Source organism: Bacillus norwichensis (genome assembly GCF_014836955.1).
Taxonomy (GTDB): Bacteria; Bacillota; Bacilli; order Bacillales; family Bacillaceae_C; genus Siminovitchia; species Siminovitchia norwichensis.
This window is the reverse complement of the sequence record NZ_JACSPV010000035.1, coordinates 1-20024: the sequence shown is the minus strand read 5'-3', so window position 1 is coordinate 20024 and position 20024 is coordinate 1. Positions and strand designations below refer to the sequence as shown.

The 20024-nt window shown below is 39.6% G+C and carries 20 protein-coding genes and 1 tRNA gene; 11 read left to right on the top strand and 10 right to left on the bottom strand.

The features are described 5' to 3' along the window. The first annotated feature begins 298 nt into the window (after nucleotides 1-298). Nucleotides 299-1249, top strand: coding sequence for a metal ABC transporter solute-binding protein, Zn/Mn family (locus tag H9631_RS16400; protein ID WP_191814701.1), 951 nt, complete (start codon nucleotides 299-301; stop codon nucleotides 1247-1249). Nucleotides 1250-1368: 119 nt separating this feature from the next. Here the strand turns inward: H9631_RS16400 and hmpA are convergent, their stop codons facing one another. Next, nucleotides 1369-2589 carry an NO-inducible flavohemoprotein gene (hmpA, locus tag H9631_RS16395; RefSeq protein ID WP_191814698.1) on the bottom strand — a complete coding sequence of 407 codons (1221 nt, stop codon included), beginning with the start codon at nucleotides 2587-2589 and terminating at the stop codon, nucleotides 1369-1371. A gap of 230 nt (nucleotides 2590-2819) precedes the next feature. On the opposite strand from hmpA, the gene H9631_RS16390 reads away from it, so the two are divergent. Both H9631_RS16390 and H9631_RS16385 read left to right on the top strand, forming a co-directional pair. Beyond that, complete coding sequence (locus H9631_RS16390; RefSeq protein WP_191814696.1) at nucleotides 2820-3260, top strand: Rrf2 family transcriptional regulator; 441 nt, start codon at nucleotides 2820-2822, stop codon at nucleotides 3258-3260. Between the two features lie 70 nt (nucleotides 3261-3330). Further along, nucleotides 3331-4563 carry an aminopeptidase gene (locus H9631_RS16385; protein WP_191814694.1) on the top strand — a complete coding sequence of 411 codons (1233 nt, stop codon included), beginning with the start codon at nucleotides 3331-3333 and terminating at the stop codon, nucleotides 4561-4563. 179 nt (nucleotides 4564-4742) lie between these two features. On the opposite strand, the gene H9631_RS16380 is transcribed toward H9631_RS16385, so the two are convergent. Beyond that, a complete protein-coding gene (locus H9631_RS16380) occupies nucleotides 4743-4991 on the bottom strand; it encodes a hypothetical protein (protein WP_191814692.1) in 249 nt (82 codons plus the stop codon). A gap of 183 nt (nucleotides 4992-5174) precedes the next feature. Between H9631_RS16380 and H9631_RS16375 the strand changes: the two genes are divergently transcribed. Together H9631_RS16375 and mreBH are read left to right on the top strand one after the other, a co-directional pair. After that, nucleotides 5175-5690 (top strand): acyl-CoA thioesterase, encoded by a 516-nt coding sequence (locus H9631_RS16375; RefSeq protein WP_191814690.1) that lies wholly within the window; start codon nucleotides 5175-5177, stop codon nucleotides 5688-5690. A 235-nt stretch (nucleotides 5691-5925) separates the two neighbouring features. Further along, the gene (mreBH, locus tag H9631_RS16370) at nucleotides 5926-6933 is read left to right on the top strand and encodes a rod-share determining protein MreBH (protein WP_191814688.1); all 1008 of its coding nucleotides are present in this window, start codon (nucleotides 5926-5928) and stop codon (nucleotides 6931-6933) included. A 276-nt stretch (nucleotides 6934-7209) separates the two neighbouring features. Here mreBH and H9631_RS16365 read toward each other — a convergent pair whose 3' ends face one another. The 4 genes from H9631_RS16365 to queF form a co-directional block, all read right to left on the bottom strand. Then, nucleotides 7210-8760, bottom strand: a complete 1551-nt coding sequence (locus tag H9631_RS16365) for a flotillin family protein (RefSeq protein ID WP_191814686.1) — start codon at nucleotides 8758-8760, stop codon at nucleotides 7210-7212. A 17-nt stretch (nucleotides 8761-8777) separates the two neighbouring features. Then, a complete protein-coding gene (locus tag H9631_RS16360) occupies nucleotides 8778-9308 on the bottom strand; it encodes an NfeD family protein (RefSeq protein ID WP_191814684.1) in 531 nt (176 codons plus the stop codon). A gap of 123 nt (nucleotides 9309-9431) precedes the next feature. Then, a complete protein-coding gene (locus H9631_RS16355) occupies nucleotides 9432-10070 on the bottom strand; it encodes a queuosine precursor transporter (protein WP_191814682.1) in 639 nt (212 codons plus the stop codon). A 12-nt stretch (nucleotides 10071-10082) separates the two neighbouring features. Beyond that, complete coding sequence (gene queF / locus H9631_RS16350) at nucleotides 10083-10580, bottom strand: preQ(1) synthase (RefSeq protein WP_191814680.1); 498 nt, start codon at nucleotides 10578-10580, stop codon at nucleotides 10083-10085. 751 nt (nucleotides 10581-11331) lie between these two features. On the opposite strand from queF, the gene H9631_RS16345 reads away from it, so the two are divergent. Next, a complete protein-coding gene (locus tag H9631_RS16345) occupies nucleotides 11332-11910 on the top strand; it encodes a beta-class carbonic anhydrase (RefSeq protein WP_191814678.1) in 579 nt (192 codons plus the stop codon). 81 nt (nucleotides 11911-11991) lie between these two features. Here H9631_RS16345 and H9631_RS16340 read toward each other — a convergent pair whose 3' ends face one another. Both H9631_RS16340 and H9631_RS16335 read right to left on the bottom strand, forming a co-directional pair. Continuing rightward, nucleotides 11992-13188: an iron-containing alcohol dehydrogenase gene (locus H9631_RS16340; protein ID WP_191814676.1), complete on the bottom strand. Its 1197-nt coding sequence runs from the start codon at nucleotides 13186-13188 to the stop codon at nucleotides 11992-11994. 59 nt (nucleotides 13189-13247) lie between these two features. Continuing rightward, entirely contained in the window at nucleotides 13248-15062 is a 1815-nt protein-coding gene (locus tag H9631_RS16335) for a sigma 54-interacting transcriptional regulator (protein ID WP_225221107.1), read from the bottom strand. A 219-nt stretch (nucleotides 15063-15281) separates the two neighbouring features. Between H9631_RS16335 and H9631_RS16330 the strand changes: the two genes are divergently transcribed. Beyond that, nucleotides 15282-16436 (top strand): iron-containing alcohol dehydrogenase, encoded by a 1155-nt coding sequence (locus H9631_RS16330; RefSeq protein ID WP_191814674.1) that lies wholly within the window; start codon nucleotides 15282-15284, stop codon nucleotides 16434-16436. A gap of 94 nt (nucleotides 16437-16530) precedes the next feature. Here the strand turns inward: H9631_RS16330 and H9631_RS16325 are convergent, their stop codons facing one another. Further along, nucleotides 16531-16743: a hypothetical protein gene (locus H9631_RS16325; protein WP_191814672.1), complete on the bottom strand. Its 213-nt coding sequence runs from the start codon at nucleotides 16741-16743 to the stop codon at nucleotides 16531-16533. Between the two features lie 329 nt (nucleotides 16744-17072). On the opposite strand from H9631_RS16325, the gene H9631_RS16320 reads away from it, so the two are divergent. From H9631_RS16320 to H9631_RS16305, 4 genes are all read left to right on the top strand, one after another. Next, nucleotides 17073-17145 (top strand) — tRNA-Arg (locus tag H9631_RS16320). A 183-nt stretch (nucleotides 17146-17328) separates the two neighbouring features. Then, nucleotides 17329-17694, top strand: coding sequence for a hypothetical protein (locus H9631_RS16315; RefSeq protein WP_191814670.1), 366 nt, complete (start codon nucleotides 17329-17331; stop codon nucleotides 17692-17694). An 89-nt stretch (nucleotides 17695-17783) separates the two neighbouring features. Continuing rightward, complete coding sequence (locus H9631_RS16310) at nucleotides 17784-18008, top strand: hypothetical protein (protein WP_191814668.1); 225 nt, start codon at nucleotides 17784-17786, stop codon at nucleotides 18006-18008. Between the two features lie 222 nt (nucleotides 18009-18230). Continuing rightward, nucleotides 18231-18521 carry a hypothetical protein gene (locus H9631_RS16305; RefSeq protein WP_191814666.1) on the top strand — a complete coding sequence of 97 codons (291 nt, stop codon included), beginning with the start codon at nucleotides 18231-18233 and terminating at the stop codon, nucleotides 18519-18521. A 108-nt stretch (nucleotides 18522-18629) separates the two neighbouring features. On the opposite strand, the gene H9631_RS16300 is transcribed toward H9631_RS16305, so the two are convergent. Continuing rightward, the gene (locus H9631_RS16300; RefSeq protein WP_191814664.1) at nucleotides 18630-19640 is read right to left on the bottom strand and encodes an amidase domain-containing protein; all 1011 of its coding nucleotides are present in this window, start codon (nucleotides 19638-19640) and stop codon (nucleotides 18630-18632) included. Between the last annotated feature and the right edge of the window lie 384 nt (nucleotides 19641-20024).

Genomic DNA, 20024 nt, shown 5'->3' with positions numbered 1-20024 from the left:
TCCATATAGATTGCTGTAATATTTACCAATTAGGTCAACAGGCTTTGCTTATTAGTTAATTTCATTCAACTGGAGTTCAAACCCCGGATAAATAAAGTCAAAGACTCCGACGGATGCCAGAGATTTCCAGAGAAATTGTATCGAACGGAACGCAGTACAATCTGGGCGCATTTGATTCTCACAGGTCCTCATTAAATTCCCCTTGCTCTCTACATTTATTTATATTATAATTCAAATCGTAATGATTACGATTTATAAAAAACTTCATAATGCAAACTACATAGAAAGGACTGAAGGGATGAGGACCAAACGTTTTTTTATCGCCTTATTTTTGATTACCGCCTTCATTTTGGCTGGTTGCGGCAAAGAACCAGGTCAAATTAACCAAAACAATAAAAACACATTATCCGTTTACACCACTATCTTCCCTATCGAAGATTTCGCAAAAAAAATCGGGGGAGATCATGTAGAAGTAAAAAGTGTCTATCCTGCAGGAGCGGATGCCCACACTTATGAACCCACAATGAAAACCATGATGGACATTGCCGATTCGGACTTGTTGATCTATAACGGCGCTGGTCTTGAAGCTTTTATCGAAAAAATGGAGAATTCGCTCAAAAATGAAAAAGTGCTGAAAGTTGAAGCTTCAAAAGGAGTAAAACTGTTGAGCAGTACTGAAGGACATGAGCATGGTGAAAATGATCACGATGATGGGCACCATCATGATAAAGATCCCCATATTTGGATCGATCCGGAAAACGCCATAATGATGGCCGAAAATATAAAAAATGCACTGACGGAAAAAATGCCATCTGCCAAAGATGATTTTGAAAACAATTATCAAGAGCTAAAAGAAAAGCTGGAACAGCTTGACAAGGATTTAAGTACAGTGATTGAATCAGCAGACCGGAAAGAACTGTTGGTTTCCCATGCTGCCTATGGTTATTGGGAACACCGTTACGGCTTAGAACAAATCAGTATAACCGGAATCAGCTCTGAAAACGAGCCTTCTCAAAAGCAGCTGCAGGACATTATCGAAACAGCAAAAGAGCACCAGATTAAATATATTATCTATAATCAAAACCCATCTACAAAAGTGGTGGACACTATTCAAAAAGAAACAGGGACTAAACCGCTCACTCTGCACAACCTTGAATATATTATCCAGAAAGATAAAGAAAACAAAGAAGATTATTTCAGTATCATGGATAAAAATATTGAAACACTGAAAAAAGCATTATCAAAATAATAGAAAGCTGGGCAGCACTCCATTCTGAAGTGACGTCCAGCTTTTTCTTTGCCCAGTGCCTAGCCCCTTGAGGTCACATCCCACTTTCCTGTGGTGATCCTCCTCAGGAAGTGCTTTAATTAAACAGCTGTTTCCACCTTTTCCAAAGCGAGCGCAGGTCCAAAAAATTCATAGCGAATATTTTCTTGAGCTACTCCCAGATCAGACAGCATCCCCACAACATTTTTCAAAAATGCTACTGGACCGCATACGTAGCAGATTGTGTCTGTGGAAATCTTATTTACCAAAAACTCTTTTGTGATATAACCGGTGAAATCATGTTTGCCATCTTTCTCCACTGGATCTTGATAACCGTAATAATAGCTTCCATGCTGGAGCTTTCCAGCTAGCTCGCGCGTTTCCTTATTGAAAGCATGGAGTCCCTCATGTCTTGAAGAGTGAATAAATGTTACTTTACGGTCAGAGTCGTTTTTAACCAAAGTCTCAAACATACTCATCAATGGTGTAAGTCCCACTCCACCGCTGATTAGAGCTACTGGTGCAGTTTCATCCATATTCAACGTGAAATCACCTGCTGGAGCACTCACTTCGATTGTATCGCCAACATTTAAATAATCATGCAAATAATTAGAGACTTTTCCATTTGGCTCGAAATCTATTTCTCTTTTTACAGAGATCCGATAATATTTATTGTCTGGTGCACAGGACAGACTGTATTGGCGATTCAACGCATATTTTTCACCAGGAATATTAACTCTTACAGTAATATATTGGCCAGGCTCATAAACTGGTAACGGCTGGTCATCCATTGTTTTAAAGTAGAAGGAAGTGATAACATCACTCTCTTTCACTTTATCAACGACTTCCAATTCTTTAAACTCTTTCCAGCCTCCAGTCTGATCTTTGGCTAATTTATACATGTTCGCTTCAATGTCAATGAATACTTGGGCAATGACACCATATGCTTCCGCCCATGCATTGATAATGTCGTCTGTGGCTGCATCCCCAAGAACTTCTTTAATGGCTTCCAGCAGATACTTCCCTACAATCGGATAATGCTCCGCTTTGACCCCAAGACCACGGTGTTTATGGGCTACTTGGATGACGGCAGGAAGAACACTTTCCAACTGGTCAATATTTTTGGCTGCTGCCAATACCATATTGGCAAGCGCTGTTTGCTGGCGCCCTTGTGATTGATTCGCATGGTTGAAAATGTTTAGCAGCTCAGGGTGATTATTAAACATATTTTTGTAAAAAGTAGAAGTAATTGTTACGCCATGAACTTCCAATACGGGAACTGTAGACTTAATAACATTAATCGTTTCTTGTGAAAGAGCCATTTTCATTCTCCTTTAAAGATGTATTTTAAATCTATCTTTAATTTCACTTTAAAGGATTCAATTCAAGGTCACAATCCCTTTTGAACATGTGTAAAAAAGCTGACAAAAACTAGACGTAATTTGTTCACAAAAGATGCATTTTAAATATATGTTTTAAATATATCCCGAAACAGTGTACTGTACTGCCTTTTGCAGCCTGAAAATGATATGATTATTGGTGGTGATGGAAAATGAGATTGACAAACTACACTGATTATTCTTTGCGTGTTTTAATATACCTTGCCTTAAAAAAACCCGGCGAATTAGCCAATATTACAGAGATTGCAGAGGTATACAATATTTCAAGAAACCACCTGACTAAGGTTATTCACGAACTTGGGAAAATGGGTGTCCTTCACACAATCCGGGGTCGCGGAGGCGGAATCAAGCTAGCCCTGCCTCCTGAGGAAATCAATATCGGAGAAATTGTGCGAAAAACAGAGGATGATTTCAATATAGTGGAATGTTTCAATGAAGGCTCCGCACATTGTGTCATTTCCCCTGTATGCGGGTTAAAGCATGTCCTTAACCGCGCTCTATTCGCCTATTTAGCAGTCTTGGATGAATATACGCTTGCCGACATCATAACATCTCCATTTGACTATCGCACTCTGCTTGGAATGGAGGAATAGGAAACGTTGGATTTACCTTTCTGGGCTGTTAAAATAAAGCAAACCACTTTTTTTACAAAGGAGAATGTATATGGCTGATTTTCTAGAAACACTTGAAAAGTATGCAGAGCTTGCTGTAAAGGTTGGCGTCAACGTTCAAACAGGACAGACTCTTGTAGTAAACGCAACGATTGACAATGCGGAATTTATTCGACTAGTGGTGAAAAAGGCTTATGAAGAGGGAGCTAAAAACGTAATTGTGAATTGGACTGACGATATCGTGACACGCCTGAAATATGATATGGCACCTGACGAAGCTTTTCATGAATATCCACATTGGCGCGCCAATGAATTGGAGGAGCTTGCGGAACAAGGTGCAGCATTCATGTCTGTCATCTCTTCTGGCCCCGATTTATTGAAGGGCATTGATCCAAACAGGATTGCCAACTTCCAGAAAGTAGCTGGAAAAGCGATGCACAAATATCGCCAATACATTCAATCGGATAAAATAAGTTGGACCGTCATTGCAGCCCCTTCCGAAGATTGGGCGAAGAAAGTCTTTCCAGATGCTCCTCCTGAAGAACAGATCAGCAATCTATGGGAAGCCATTTTTAAGGCGACAAGAGCTGATCTCGACAACCCCATTCAGGCTTGGAAGGACCATGACCGAAACCTGCACGAAAAGGTTGATTACTTAAATAAACGCCGTTATAAAAAACTTCATTATAAAGCTCCCGGTACCGATTTAACAATCGAACTCCCGAAAGGCCATTTTTGGGTCGGGGCTGGCAGTGTTAACGAAAAAGGCGATGAATTCATGGCTAATATGCCGACCGAGGAAGTTTTTACAGTACCTTATAAATACGGCGTGGATGGTATTGTTTCAAATACGAAGCCGCTTAGCTACGGAGGTAACATTATCGACGGCTTTACGCTGACTTTCGAAAAAGGAAAGATTGTGGATATAAAAGCTGAAGAAGGCGAAGAGATTTTAAAAGGGCTGGTTGATACCGACGAAGGTTCTCACTACTTGGGAGAAATAGCTCTTGTTCCTTTTAACTCTCCTATCTCTCAGTCAAACATTTTATTTTATAACACCCTGTTTGACGAAAATGCCTCCAACCATATTGCGATTGGAAGCGCTTATGCCTTCTGTCTGGAAGGTGGGAAAAACATGAGTCAGGATGAGTTGGAACAGAACGGATTGAATACGAGCATCACTCACGTTGACTTCATGATTGGTTCAGAAAAGATGGATATTGACGGAATTCTGGAGTCTGGAGAAAGTGAACCTGTCTTCCGAAATGGAAATTGGGCGTTTTAACCTCATTCAGCACAAGTCTCCCACTCGATAAGTGGTGAGATGATGCATATTGGTATAATGAAAGCCTCAGGCGGATACCACAGATTCTCAGAGCAAATTTATCGGGCGAAGCTTGAAAAATCTGGGCGATATTCATATAAAAGAAATTAGAGGTTTGGCAGCTGCCAAACCTCTTTCGTTTAATAATAGTCGAGTTCTGTTGCCCAATTACTTCCCAATTCTTCTAAATAACGGTCTTCATCTTCTTCAGGCTCATCCAATAATGGGATACTGATGGGACTGCTTTGAAGACTATTCATCCCAACAAAGTTTTTTAGTCCAATGGCTGATTCCGGCTTCCTTTTGACAATTACCGAATCGTCCCATTGCTTTACTATCACAAAAGAACCGTTCGAATTGTGCAACACCCTTTTTGGCAGCTTGTCCATTGCGACATCTCTCCTTTTTTTAAAAATATCCCAATACACAGGTGGCCAGAGACGCCAAAGACAAATTGAATGGAGAAGCATATTTTTCCATACCCTTAAATAGGGTCAGTAAACACAAAACTTAAGTTATTTTTTTCTATTGGGTATAATGGGTAACAGTTTAACTTCTATGAGGTGAAAGAAATGGAACAACGACCAAGCAAGAAAATGAAAGATTCGCTGACTGTAAAAACAAGCCATGTCTCTCCACCGGATACGAATCATCATGGCAATTTATTTGGCGGGAAGTTAATGTCCGATGTAGATGATGCAGCATCGATAGCCGCCGCCAGATTCGCACGGAAACCTGTTGTCACGGTATCTACGGATTCTGTGGACTTTTTCAAACCGATCCTGATCGGCGATGCTGTTACTATGGAAGCAATCGTTACATGGAGTGGCACGACATCAATGGAAGTATTTGTAAAAGTCTTATCTGAACACTTGATTACTGGTGAGAAATCCATTGCCGCTTTTTCATTCCTTACCTTTGTTGCTTTGGATGAAAATGGACGGCCCAGTCCTGTACCAAAGGCTATACCCGAATCAGAGGAGGAGCACTGGCTAAATAAAACAGCCCAAGCCCGAGCGGCTCACCGTCAAAAAAGAAAAAAAGAGAGCAGGGATCTAGCTGATTTTTTTTCAAAACTAAGGCTATAAATCAGGAATATATTGGATGATTACAATTCTGCGATAATTTTACAAGAAGTTTAAGTTTGTATAACAGCCATCACAAAGAGACAAATCAATTTGGTGAATTATCAAGGCTTATAGCAGTTTTATCCCTCTTTTGTCTGTAACAATTTCTTCCACCTGCTAAATACAGTAAGAAATATCCCTATAAATTTATTATACTTAACATAGGATATTACAAGTAAAGGCAAGGTGGACCATTATGTTTTCAAGTACAGAAATTGGGATTGATCTAGGAACAGCTAATGTTCTAGTTTATACAAAAAATAAAGGAATTATTTTAAATGAACCATCCGTTGTAGCGGTTAATACAGATACTAAGCAAGTGATAGCAGTTGGAGCGGAAGCTAAAGAGATGATTGGTAAGACACCTGCCAGTATTACAGCAGTTCGCCCACTCCAGGACGGGGTTATTGCTGATTTTGACATCACCAGCCAAATGCTGAAGCAAGTCATGAAGAAGGCGGGAAAAACATTGGGGCTTGCCATCCGTAAACCGGACGTGGTTGTCTGCACTCCGTCTGGCGCCACCTCAGTTGAAAGACGCGCCATCCATGATGCCGTTAAATCTTGCGGCGCCAAAAATGTCCACCTGATAGAAGAACCTGTTGCTGCAGCAATAGGAGCCGATCTTCCAGTTGAAGAGCCTGTTGCAAATGTGGTTGTGGATATTGGCGGAGGAACAACAGAAGTGGCCATCATTTCTTACGGCGGTGTTGTCAATTGCAATACCGTTCGTATCGGCGGCGACTTACTCAATGAAAATATCATTCAGCATGTCAGAAAAGGCTATAATCTATTAATTGGTGAACGGACAGCTGAAAACATCAAGATTGAAATCGGTTATGCACTGGTTGACCACCATGAGAAAAAAATGGATGTTCGTGGACGGGATCTTGTAACAGGACTCCCAAAAACAATCACATTAAGTTCCTATGAAATTCAAGAATCATTGAAGGAATCATTGCTTCACATTTTGGAAGCAATCCGAGCAACATTAGAAAACTGTCCAGCTGAATTGAGCGGAGATATCGTTGACCATGGGGTAGTTTTATCAGGGGGCGGAGCCCTATTGAATGGTATGCAGGAATGGCTGAGTAATGAAATCATCGTACCTGTCCATATTGCACCAAACCCATTGGAATCTGTGGCTATCGGAACAGGACGAGCTCTCAAATTCATCAATAAATTGCAGACGGTTAACAATTAATAGATTCGGAATTGATTTTTGAGAATCACTGCAAATATCGTTTACTGTAAAAACGGGAAGCTTGTGCTGCTATTGCTTATCATTTTTGAGATTCACCACGATTTCGCTCACTAATCAAGCGCTGCTTCCCTAGCTAAAATATAAAAAGCTGTCCAGAAAGTCTTACGAATGACTTTCTGGACAGCTTTCTTTAATAGTAAGAAAGTATATAACTTTTATCTTTTTCCATTCAAAAATCAGATTTCCATGTCTAGCTCCAAGCGCCTTCCACTTTTCTTATTCCAATGTGGTCTCTTCTTCTACTACATCAGCTTCTTGCACTTTGGAAGTCCGAACTTCCTCGGTCAATACATCAATGCTTCCACGCACATTCCCTTTTCCAGATAGATTCTCCAAAAGCTCTCTTACATCAATTCCTGAAGAAGCTTTCAAAGATTCCTGCATGGTTGCCATCAAATTGGTCGCATAGCCGGTTACCTTATTGGCTCCGCCTTCTCCCTGACCCCCAGTGTCAACAACAGTGATCTTATCAATGTTTCCAAGAGGTGCGGCCACTTGCTTCGCATATTCAGGAAGCATCTTCAGAACCATATCCAACACGGCTGCCTGTCCGAATTGCTCGAACGCTTCCGCCACTTTGCGCTTGGCTTCGGCTTCGGCAACCCCTTTTAGACGAATAACTTCGGCTTCGGTCTCCCCTTGTGCACGTTCTGCATCAGCTTTCGCCACACCATCCAGGCGAATTCGTTCTGCTTCCGCTTTCGCAGTCGCTTCCACACGGTACTGATGCGCGTCAGCTTCGGCCATCTGTTTCGCTTTCTCGGCTGTTGCCGCCTGCTCGACAGCATAACGATCAGCGTCTGCCTTTTTCTTCACCTCAGAGTCATACTGACGCTCACGACGAAGAATCTCTTTTTCTTCCAATTCGATCTGCTTTTGGCGCTCAATAATTTTAATTTGCATCTCATGCTCAGTTACTTCCTGTTTCGCACGAGCGGTTTCAAGGTCATAAGCTTGGTCTGCGTTCGCCCGCGCAATATCTTGCTCGCGTCGGTATTCCGCCATCTTCAATTGGTTCACTTTCTCTGCCTCAGCAATTTCTGTTGCCCGTTCAAGCTCCGCCTTTTTCGCTTCTTTGGCGGCTTCCGCCCGTTTGATACGGGTTTCTTTTTCAGCATCTGCTGTCGCAATATCCGCATCACGTTTAACTTGCGCGATCCGCGGCTTACCAAGTGAATCCAAATAACCGTTTTTGTCGCGCACTTCCTTGATAGTAAATGAAACAATGATAAGTCCCATTTTAGCCAAGTCCTGTGAAGCAACACGCTGTACCTCTTGAGAAAACTTATCCCGGTTTTTATAAATTTCTTCAACGGTCATGGAACCAAGGATGGAACGAAGATGTCCTTCCAATACTTCCTTCGCTTCGTTCTCTCTTTCATCTTTTGTTTTGCCTAAAAACTGTTCCGCAGCCGTAGCAATTTCCCCGATGGAGCCGCCAATTTTAATAATGGCTGTTCCGTCCGCCATCACTGGAACACCTTGTTCCGTATACACTTCAGGTGTAGTTACTTCAAGCTTGCTCGACAATAAGCTAAGAGGCTGTGCCTGCTGAAAAACTGGAAGAACGAAGGCACCCCCGCCCCGAATAATTTTAATTTTATTTCCGGACTCATCTACATGGACGTTTTTTCCGCCGAGGTAACTCCCCGTCACGATTAACGCTTCGTCAGGCCCAGCCGTACGATATTTAGTAATAAATACACCGATTAAAGCAATGAGAATAAAAACAACGACTATTAACACAATGGCTACACCAATAGGCATCAACCGATTCCTCCTCGTCAAGTAAAATTCTTTTTGTATGGCATTACATGTAGTACTCCATCTTTCACTTCAATCACCAGAACTTCAGACCCTTCTGAAATCTCCATATCTTCAAAACTGGCTGCTGGCTTGGAAATCATTCCACTGTAGCTTTCAATCACCACTTCTCCAAAACCTTTTTCGGGAATGGAGATAATGACCTTTCCAACTCTTCCTTCGAGAGATTTCTCCGTATAGCTTAATGACTGCTCCGCGGAAGACATGGGAACGAGTACAAAGACATTGAGAATGATGTCCAGCAGGAACGCCGTAACTGCAGCAATTCCCATAATGAGGAAGCTGTTCATAGAAGTGAGCAGTTCCAGAATATATCCGCCCGCTGAGAAAAAAGTAATAAAGGCCAATATAAGAATCGGACTTAGAAACCCGCTCGCTTCCCCTAGTCCCTCAAGAACATCCCCAAAGAACAAGTATAGAATTGTTAAACTACCAGAGGCAATCAACAAGATCAAATAAATGGTTTCAATTGGCATACCAAACAGAGTCATGGCCATCCACCCTTTTTCATAATAATTATGTCATCACTATTAGCTACCCCGCCTTTTCTCTTTTTATATCGCGATAGTCATTATACGTTGGAACATACATTAAGTTTCATTTTTTGTAAAAAATTATGCTGAAACCTCTTCTGCGACTGACTGTTTAATCGATTTCTTTCTCCCTATTTTTACTAGAAGATAAACGAACGGCGTATCCAAAATAGCCACGATAAACTTAAAGGTATATTGAGTTAAAATAAGCGCGATTAACGCTCCAAGTGGCATTGTTCCATAAAAAGCGATTGTGACAAAAATAGTTGTATCAACTAGCTGGCTAGTCATGGTTGAAGCATTATTGCGAATCCACAGTTTCTTTTCTCCATGTCTTTTTTTCAAACGTTGGAATACAGTCACATCCAGATTTTGGCTAATAAAGAACGAAAGCAGACTTGCCAGTGTGACGCGAAATCCGGCTGAAAAAATAGTTTCGAATGCAGCCTGGTTTTCATAAAAAGGAGCCGGTGGAAGTTTAATTGCAATATAGATGAACAAAATAGCAAGGATTTGAGTAATCAGTCCGGCCATGACCGTCTTTCTTGCTGCATGACCCCCATAAATCTCAGTAATCGTATCTGTAATTGGATAAGTAAAAACATATACGATAACTGCCGCCGGCAATACAAACCAATTCCCAAAGCTAATCAGTTTTACAGCAAGTATATTCGATAAAATCATTAAACCGACAAAAGCACCGTTTAAATATAGAAGCATACGTAATCCCCCTTACCGGTTATCCACTTTTTCCGGATAGAGATCGTGATTCATCATTCGATATTCTGCCATCTGTTCATATTTCGTTCCAGGCTTACCGTGATTGGAATATGGATCAATGGACAGTCCTCCCCTTGGAGTAAACTTGCCCCAAACCTCGATATACCTGGGATCAAGAAGCTTAATCAAATCATTCATAATCTTATTGACACAGTCTTCGTGAAAATCGCCGTGGTTGCGAAAGCTGAACAGATAGAGCTTAAGCGACTTGCTTTCAACGATTTTTTTGTCAGGAATATAGCTGATGTAGATCGTCGCAAAGTCCGGTTGTTTTGTCTGTGGACAAAGGGACGTAAATTCTGGACAGTTGAATTTGATAAAATAATCCCTGTCCGAATGCAAATTATCGATAGATTCCAAAACTCCGGGCGAATATTCGAATAAATATTCCGTATTCTGGTTCCCTAACAGCGATAAATCCTTCAGTGTATCTTCATTTCTTCCAGTCATTAAAAAAACCTCCCAAATTTCACCTGGTTGTGGGGAGGTTCAAAACGCCTGGCATAAAAAAAGCCATATCACGCGGATATGGCAGTTTCGTATAAGCCATAGTTTTTTATAGAGGGTTAAACGCTATGAACCTCTCCCCTTCCGGGTATTTATAATTATGTCCACCAACAATCATACTTGAGGACAGGAACATGGTCAACCTTTGCTTCATACGGCAATCAAATGCGCCTTGACGTATTTGCGCCCAGATTTGGTCGAGCTCCGCTCGATAAATTCCCACTTAAAATCTGTTGCATAGACTTTTTTCAGCCAGGATTTGAACCCCAATGATTGGAATACCGATATTCTCTCATCTCACCACTTCAGAAGTGAGAGACTTAAGAGCTCCTATTCTTTATAAAAGGTCTTATTGAATGGCAACGTAAACTGTTCAATAAAAATAACACTTCCTGTGTGTTTATTACCATTTGAATCATCACCAAATAGAGGTGCATCTAGCTGTTTTTCTATACAATCTTTATGGCAGCCTTATGTGGGAGACCTCTGTCAGGAAATGATAAAATAAGAAAAGTAATAGAATGAGCTTTATACAGCAGCTGGCTTGCAGACTTGCCCCACGGGAAACGTACCTCCCCGAATCGGCCAATTTGAATATCTGCACTTTCAAAAAGTTGCTGTGAAGGAATTCATTGGCTAAAATACACCTAAGCTGCATTTTCCAAACAGGCAGCCGAAAAGGAGGAATCTGACAATGTCTTTGTTAAAAGAAATCCTTGATTATAATGAAACGTTTATCGACGAAAAAAAGTATGAAGCCTATGCAACAACAAAATTTCCTGACAAGAAGCTTGTCATTTTCACTTGCATGGACACCCGTTTGGTTGAGCTTCTACATAAAGCAATGAATATGAAAAACGGTGATGTCAAAGTAGTTAAAAATGCCGGAGCCATTCTCACTCATCCATTCGGAAGTATCATGCGCAGTCTACTGATCGCCGTATATGAACTGAAAGCTGATGAAGTTTATGTTATCGGCCATCACGATTGCGGGATGAGTGCAATCGAAAGCAGTCAAGTCCTTGAAAAAATGCAGGAACGCGGGATCACCAAAGAAACCCTGGATATCCTTCAACATTCTGGAATCAACTTGGATGAATGGCTGACTGGCTTTGACAGTGTCGAAGAGAGTGTCGAGCACAGTGTTAACATGATCCGCAACCATCCGCTGATGGCAGACCAAGTTCCAGTTCATGGCCTGGTTATCGATCCGCGAACTGGAAAACTGGACCTTGTCGTCAATGGCTATGTAGAGCGACCAGCGAAGAAGTAAAAATTAAGAATTGTTTTCGAGGAACGTTTATACGTGAGTTGGAACGATCCCGGCCAGCTCCGCTGTCCGGGATCGTTCCTTTTATTTTGTAGGCGCCCTCTCCCCTGAAAATTGATAATCATAGCAGGTCAAATAAAGTTCTTTAAGTTCCATTAGCGTTGGTACTTTTGGATTATTGGCGGGACTTCCACTTTCAATAGCATCCCTAGCCATTTTTTCCACTGCCAGATTGAATTCTTTTTCATCAATTCCCCAACCTTTCAGGTTAGGAATCTCTAAATCAGTGCAAAGCTCCTTTACGGATTCTACCGCAATGTTTGCAGCCTCTTCGTTTGTTACATTCCGATTAGGCATAAAAATTCTTCCCAAATCTGCCAGTCTTTCTATACATGAACCCTTGCTAAATTCCAGTATGGCCGGCAAAAGCATAGCGTTGGAAAACCCATGCGGAACATGGAACAATGCCCCAATAGGCCTTGACATCCCATGAACTAGACATACAGAAGCATTAGAAAAAGCCATACCAGCTTGTAATGACCCCAGTGCCATTTTCTCTCTTGCCTCCATATTGTTTCCATCTTCATAAGCATCGCGAATATGATTGACAATCAGTTTCATTGCGGAGAGCGCAAGCATATCTGTCATCGGGTGAGATTTTTTTGATAAAAACGCCTCAATTGCATGGCTTAATGCGTCTATCCCAGTCGCCGCCGTCACATGCTTCGGTGAAGATTTACTCAATTCCGGATCAACTATAGCCGCAGTTGGCATGAAGGATTGCTGCTTAATCATCATTTTAACTTGGTTGGAAGTATTCGTTATCACCGTTACATCAGTTGCTTCGGAACCTGTTCCGGCTGTTGTCGGAATGGCAATATGTTGAAGCGGTGACTGTTTAGCAATTCTTTTCCCTCCCACAAATTCATCAATCTTTCCTCCATTCGACGCAATGACGGAAACTGCTTTTGCTGTGTCAATACAACTGCCTCCCCCTAAAGAAATAATCAAGTCACAACCATTTTCCATAACCATTTTTAAAGCTTCCAACACGTACTGATCAGTCGGCTCCGTCTCAACCCCAAAGTAAACAGCACTTTTTACCTGACACTTATCCAAAAAACTCATGCATTGATCAACATTCCCCAATTTCTCCATTACTTTGTCGGAGATGATCAAGGCTTTCTTTCCCCTTTGACTAGCTTCTACCCCAACTTTTTTAAAAGAACCAGGTCCATATGTAATCGACGGCGGTGTTCTTAACTCTGCAAATTTATTCATTATTTTTTCCTCTCCTCTTTAACCTTATAAATTGCAAGAACTATACCAACACCTTAACCTCAATCAATGTCATGCTTTTTTAATTTTTGGTAGAGAGTCGTACGATGAATTCCCAACAATTCAGCTGCTTTTGTTTTATTGCCTCCTGCACGAGTAAGCGCTTTTATAATTGATTCTTTTTCCACCTGTTCAGCCACATTTTTTGCCTTTTCGAGCAAGGACACGCTTTTAACATTAATCACTTTTTCCGCTTGATTCCATTGCATTTTTTTGATTGAGTTCGGCAAGTGAACCAGATGAATCTCCTGGCTATCGACAAGCGTGACTATTTGTTCTATCGTATTAATCAGCTCCCTTATATTCCCTTTCCATGGATAACTCATTAGGGCAGATACTGCTTCTGGATTAAACGACTTCATCGGGATATGATATTTATTACACACCTCTTTCAAATAGTAGGATAATAATATTGGAATGTCCTGGCTTCTCTCACGTAAAGGCGGAACATGAATATTAATAATATTCAGCCGATAAAATAAATCTTCACGGAAAGTTTTATTGCTGATCATTTCTTCCAGGTCTTTGTTGGTTGCTGCAATGATCCGGGCGTTTATTTTATATTTAGTGACCCCTCCGACCCTTTCAGCTTCTTTTTCCTGTAATACTCTTAGAAGCTTAGTCTGCATGGTTAATGGCATTTCACCAATTTCATCTAAAAAAATAGTTCCCTTTTCCGCCAATTCAAATTTTCCTTGCTTTCCTCCTTTTTTCGCACCCGTAAATGCTCCTTCCTCATATCCAAACAACTCAGATTCAAACAATGCTTCTGGAATGGCACCACAATTCACACTGACAAAGGGACCTCGTGAAGACGACAAGTGGTGAATATTCCGGGCAAACACCTCTTTTCCTGTTCCACTCTCTCCTGTAATTAGAACCGTAGCCGCGGTCTTTGCTGCTCTTCGCGCAATATGCTTCACTTCGGAGATTTCCTTGCTTGTTCCTAAAACCTGGCTGGATTCCGCATCATTATTTTTAATTTTTTTGGAATATGGACTCCCTTCCTGCTTTTTATTCCTGTAATTCATCTGCAAATTCTCATATATTTTATAGATTTCAGTAACCCCTTCAAAAATAAGCATTCCAATTGCACCAACAACTCGTTTCCCTTCCCAAATTGGAATTCGATGAACGACCATATCTTGTCCTTGTATATTTTGTATCACACTGCGTTCTGGAATAGCTGTTTTGACAGTAGCGTGAAGATTCGTATTATCAATTACTTCAGTTACATGACGACCAATTGCCTCTTCCCGCGAAATACCCGTGAATCTACTGTATGCCTCATTAAATTCAATCAGTATTCCAAATTCATCCACAACAGCGATTCCCTCATAAGCACTCTCAAGTATGCTGCTTAAAATCTCAATCGCATTTCTCTTTTTTTGAAAAGTGGACATGGATTTTGTATAGAAATCCAACATTTCTTTCGGTGTTATGATCCCCACAATTTTATTATCCGGGTCAACTACTGGCAGACACTCCACCTGCATTTGTAGAATATCAGTCATCTGATCTGTTGACCTGACAGAATCATAAAGATAGACTGGTACATCTTCTATAAGTGATGAACCAATTGAATCCTGTAAAAAATTCGACAATATCATACGAAAACTCAATAATCCAATAAGTTGATCGTTTTCGCCTACAACCGGCATAACAGCAATCCCTGCCTGCTCCATAATTTTTGCGGCTTCCCCTACGGTCTGAGTCGAACAAATACATAATGGTTCAGTATTCATCCATCTCTTCACTTGAAAAAAATCGTTGGATGATATTTTTTCTTTACGAATCGCCATTTCACTGTAGACCATTTCTGCCCCCCATTGTTCATTTACTGTATATACACCACTACAACTTATCTACATAACTGAAGTGTAGCGACTACAAGTCGGATTTCCAAGAGACTTTCAGCATAATTTGAAAATCTGTATAAATTAGATTTTTCTTTCTCTTTTAACACCCTCATGTTGTTGGCTCGGTTCTTGCAATATAAATGATTAATCATCCCCAATTAAAAAGGAGGAAATAGCATGTTTGATTATTTTGTCCCGACTGTCAATTTTTTTGGAAGAGGATCTGTGAATGTAACCGGAGAACGCTGCGAAATTTTAGATGGAAAGAAAGTTTTAATCGTAACTGATTCCTTTCTGAGAAATCTTCCTGATGGTCCGGTTGAAAAAGTAGTCAATTCTTTAAAAGAAAAAAGGATTGAAGCAGTCTTTTATGACGGCGTTGTGCCAAATCCAAAGGATACTAATGTTTATGACGGATTAAAGATTTTCCAAGATGAAAATTGCGATATGATCGTTACGGTTGGAGGCGGAAGTGCTCATGACTGTGGCAAAGGAATAGGCATTGCTGCTACGCATAGCGGAGATTTATATGAAGACTACGCCGGAATAGAAAAATTATCTAATCCTCTCCCTCCACTTGTTTGCGTTAATACCACCGCGGGAACAGCAAGTGAAGTCACAAGGCATTGTGTCATCACCAACACTGACAAGAAAATCAAATATGTCATTGTCAGTTGGAGAAATACACCACTGGTCTCAATTAATGATCCCGAGCTTATGGCTGGAAAGCCTCCAGCATTAACAGCAGCAACCGGGATGGATGCCTTGACACATGCGGTTGAATCTTACCTCTCACTAGGAGCCAACCCTGTAACTGACGCAGCAGCAATCCAAGCCATTAAGCTGATTTCGGAAAACCTACGGCAAGCAGTCGCATATGGACATAATATCGAAGCAAGAGAAAATATGGCATACGCATCTTTACTGGCCGGTATGGCTTTTAATAACGCTGGTCTCGGATATGTACATGCCATGGCCCACCAGCTCGGAGGACTGTATGACATGCCTCATGGAGTGGCAAATGCCATCCTGCTTCCGCATGTAGAAAGATTCAACATCATCTCTAATCCGCGAAAATTTGCAGATATAGCAAAATTTATGGGTGAAAATATAGAAGGTTTATCGATTCGAGATGCTGCCGATAAAGCTTTAGTTGCTATTGAAAAACTATCACGGGATGTCAAAATCCCAACAAACTTGAAAGAGCTCGGCGTTAAAGAAGAGGATTTCGAATATATGGCAAACATGGCACTTCAAGACGGAAATGCCATCAGCAACCCTATCCAAGGCAAAAAAGAGGACATTATTGAAATTTTCCAAGCAGCCTATTGATTCCTTCTCAAGCTAAAAAAGCGATCTATAGAAAAAACGCAGAGGTTTTTCAATGACTTCTGCGTTTTTAGTATCAATGAAACTCAGATCAATTTTATGAATTTTCTTTTCCAATAGCCCCTAACTCATGTATATAAACATCATTAAATGAGGTTCCAAAATGATCGAACCTCTGGTTCATTCCAGTTCTACCAGTCGAAATTATCACATTCCTCTTCTCTTTCAGAACGTACATGGTCATGATGATGGCCGTGACACCTACACTTACATTCATCATGATGATGACGTTCTTCTTCACGTATCTCATCTACTTCCCTGCAAAAACAGATTAGTCTGGAACGTCTGCCTCTTTCCCTTTCTCCGCACCGTTCTTCCACTCCACCAAAACAATCATCTTCAAAAAACATAAAATCATTCACCCCTTGAATTTTTTATTAAAAATCGGTTGACCTCTGTTAATAACATATTGAAAAAAAGAAAGGTTGATTGGACAATCAATCTGGTTAAAAAGAGGATTTTATGAAACACACATATAAAGAGAGAAAATTCCATAAATACTTCAAAACCATTTTTATACTTTTAAAGAAAGAGGATTTATATTATAATAAAACATGTGCTTTTTCTAGGAAGTAACATGGCTCCGTAGCTCAGAGGATAGAGCGTCGGTTTCCTAAACCGTGCGTCACAGGTTCGATTCCTGTCGGGGCCGTACCTACAAAGTCAGTAACAGCAAGGGTTTCAGCGTATTCGCTCCCTTGCTGTTTTTGTGTTCATTCATAAATTGGCACGAATTTGGCACGAAAACTTTAAAGCACACCCAGAACAGAACGTTAGTTCTTGTCAAAAACACCATAACTGATTAAAATAAAATCATTTATTGGTGGTGCTGCCAATGATAGACATCCCAGATAGCGATCGACAACTCATTGATCAAGCAATATTTTTGCCGATGTTGCTGACTGTTTTACAGCGAGATCTCGCCGCTATTGATAAAGGCTCGTTTAAATTAAAGCAACCATATCAAATCTCAATTGAAGCTATTATCCGAGATGTCCAAAAGGATTTAGCTGCTGCTAAACGATATTTGCATAAAAACAATATCAAGATCATACGAGGTAGATCAGAAAATAACTTTACTTTTTATATGGTGATGTATAAAGGCGGCGAAGAAAAACGGAGTTATTTTAATGATAAGATAAGGAATAATGTGGAAGATTTATTGGATTATTATTTGGTAGGACGCCAAGAGGAAAGATAAAGCCCCATTGAGGGCTTTTTTATTAGAGGAAAACTGGACTGATTGTAGAATTACAGTACTAATGAACCATTAACAAAGGAGTGTGTTCGATGGCGTTAGACAGACTTTTTGAGTTAACGGAGGAAATGATTAAAGATAAATTGGACGCTGAGGCAGTAAAGATTGAATTAGATGGGGACAGATCATTCTTTGCTTGTACTGCACAAATGGACGAATCAACTTACATAAGGACTCCTAAACTATTGCTACAGCACTTTCTTATTGTTGGTCCAGAGTATATCTTGGATAATCTGAAAGGTATAGAAAAAGTATGAGAGGAAGCTCGGTCAGAGCCGGGCTTGTTTTTATTAGAGGAAAAAATACTCAAATATCTCTTTATTGTAAATAGGCTTTACAGTAATTAGCGAAATGGCACATAATGGTAGTGAAGCATTTTAATCAAGCTATTTTATAAGCTACATTTGGTTGTATTTTTTTATCATTGTTATTAAAATTGGTGTAAGGTAAAGAATTATCAAAAAGATAGGAGGGATTTTTTGAATCCGATTTTCATACTCATTATATTATTTTCTTTAGTAGTTTCTACTTCAATTTGCTTCTATGCATTAAAAAAGGTAAATAAATGGAAATTAATATCTTGTGTTTTTTTTGTAAATACAATTATTCTGGGTGGAGCATCAGCTTTATTTTATAAAATAGATCCGCAAAAGTTTCATAAAGGATCCTATGGTTTATTTGATAGCTTAGGAATTGGAGCACTATTATTTTTTATTCCTATAATTACTTGGATTAATATCATCGTTATCCAATTAAGAAAAAATAGTTGAGTTTATTACACTTTTAAACTAAAATAAAAAAACACTTCAACATTTTGATGAAAGTGTTTTTTTGTATAATTTTCGAAAAAATATGAGCAGAGAGACCTATTTCTAAAATTATTTAGGTGTATAAAATTCGATATAAGAGTATGATTTAATGGCTTTTTTTAAAGGATGTGCACGTCTTTCTACTGAATTACCAGCTAAGTTATAATCATTGGCCGGTTTTTGAGTGATAATCATTGCATGAGTTGGTACTGTTACAACTCCTGCAGCACCTTTATGAAAAATTACAATGTCACCTCTTTGTTGTTTACGATATGATTTTGTGTTATTAACGTATTGTGCTTTAGAAGCGCCTCTTACAGTTGATTTCTTTCTCCAAAACTTACTAAATTCTTTGACACTAATCCAAGGACTAGGATCTGAAAGTTTCCAGCTATAATTGAGTTGCTTTGCACTATTTATCACATGGTATTTTTTGTTTTTTCTAGAGATGGTCCATTTACCTTGTTTTGGTAACCCACCACCGATATGCATTGCTTGAGATACGAAATTTGTACAGTTAGTCCCATATTTTCCAGTAAATTTTGGGTAACTTTTGCTATATTTGTTGTAATTATTATATGCCCAAGTTGCTGCGGCACCTCCTTTATAGGAGGCAGCGGCAGCGAAAGTACTAATTTCATTTTCGTTTTTTTCAGCATCGAGATCCTCTAAAAATCTCAAAACTTCGGAGTCTTCAATACCTTTGTAATGTCTAACTACGTAGTCGTATAATAATTCTTTTTCTTCTGCATTTACGTTTTCATAAATACTTTCAATAATTTTAATAGCTTTAACTTTATCTTCTTCTTCTACTGATAAAACAAGTGGTTTTATTGATAAATCATTAGTTTCGTTTACTAAAATTTCTCCAACTTTTAAATCCTCTTGCCAATAGGACTCAAGTGCATCTAATATAATTTCTTCTTCTTCTAAATCAACATTGTCACTATCACGTTCTTTATAATATTGTTTGATATACTCGTTATCTTCCGTTTCATTTGCAAGACTGCCGTTAGGATGAAGAAGGAAAGATAGTCCTAACAATGTGATGATTGATAATAAACTTAAAACTTTCCGCATTAATACGACTCCCTTTTTGTTATTTCTCTGCTCATATTTAATTCCTATACTATTATTATGTATTCTATATAGAATACGGAAATCCTTTTTTTAAAAAATTTGGATTTGGACACCAATTGCAGACAGATTATACAGTAATTTAATTCTTCATCTGCCATTCTACAAATTTGATTAAATAAGATTACTACTCCATTCAAATCCATTTTTAAAATTCTCCCTCTCTGTCTATATAACTTCCTTGTTCGACAAAGAGGGACTATCCTCTACTTTTTGTATGTCCAATAAACTTTTTCTATAGTTGTTTATGTCTTTAACTCAACTTTCGCAGAGAGAAATTGGCAAATAAGCCTTGATGTAGTTGGGAAGGCCAGAGAACCACTGCTC

Coding starts and splice junctions, on each gene's coding strand:
- H9631_RS16400 (WP_191814701.1), top strand. CDS start 299: ATGAGGACCAAACGTTTTTTTATCGCCTTATTTTTGATTACCGCCTTC.
- hmpA (WP_191814698.1), bottom strand. CDS start 2,589: ATGGCTCTTTCACAAGAAACGATTAATGTTATTAAGTCTACAGTTCCC.
- H9631_RS16390 (WP_191814696.1), top strand. CDS start 2,820: ATGAGATTGACAAACTACACTGATTATTCTTTGCGTGTTTTAATATAC.
- H9631_RS16385 (WP_191814694.1), top strand. CDS start 3,331: ATGGCTGATTTTCTAGAAACACTTGAAAAGTATGCAGAGCTTGCTGTA.
- H9631_RS16380 (WP_191814692.1), bottom strand. CDS start 4,991: ATGGACAAGCTGCCAAAAAGGGTGTTGCACAATTCGAACGGTTCTTTT.
- H9631_RS16375 (WP_191814690.1), top strand. CDS start 5,175: ATGGAACAACGACCAAGCAAGAAAATGAAAGATTCGCTGACTGTAAAA.
- mreBH (WP_191814688.1), top strand. CDS start 5,926: ATGTTTTCAAGTACAGAAATTGGGATTGATCTAGGAACAGCTAATGTT.
- H9631_RS16365 (WP_191814686.1), bottom strand. CDS start 8,760: ATGCCTATTGGTGTAGCCATTGTGTTAATAGTCGTTGTTTTTATTCTC.
- H9631_RS16360 (WP_191814684.1), bottom strand. CDS start 9,308: ATGACTCTGTTTGGTATGCCAATTGAAACCATTTATTTGATCTTGTTG.
- H9631_RS16355 (WP_191814682.1), bottom strand. CDS start 10,070: ATGCTTCTATATTTAAACGGTGCTTTTGTCGGTTTAATGATTTTATCG.
- queF (WP_191814680.1), bottom strand. CDS start 10,580: ATGACTGGAAGAAATGAAGATACACTGAAGGATTTATCGCTGTTAGGG.
- H9631_RS16345 (WP_191814678.1), top strand. CDS start 11,332: ATGTCTTTGTTAAAAGAAATCCTTGATTATAATGAAACGTTTATCGAC.
- H9631_RS16340 (WP_191814676.1), bottom strand. CDS start 13,188: ATGAATAAATTTGCAGAGTTAAGAACACCGCCGTCGATTACATATGGA.
- H9631_RS16335 (WP_225221107.1), bottom strand. CDS start 15,062: ATGGTCTACAGTGAAATGGCGATTCGTAAAGAAAAAATATCATCCAAC.
- H9631_RS16330 (WP_191814674.1), top strand. CDS start 15,282: ATGTTTGATTATTTTGTCCCGACTGTCAATTTTTTTGGAAGAGGATCT.
- H9631_RS16325 (WP_191814672.1), bottom strand. CDS start 16,743: ATGAGATACGTGAAGAAGAACGTCATCATCATGATGAATGTAAGTGTA.
- H9631_RS16315 (WP_191814670.1), top strand. CDS start 17,329: ATGATAGACATCCCAGATAGCGATCGACAACTCATTGATCAAGCAATA.
- H9631_RS16310 (WP_191814668.1), top strand. CDS start 17,784: ATGGCGTTAGACAGACTTTTTGAGTTAACGGAGGAAATGATTAAAGAT.
- H9631_RS16300 (WP_191814664.1), bottom strand. CDS start 19,640: ATGCGGAAAGTTTTAAGTTTATTATCAATCATCACATTGTTAGGACTA.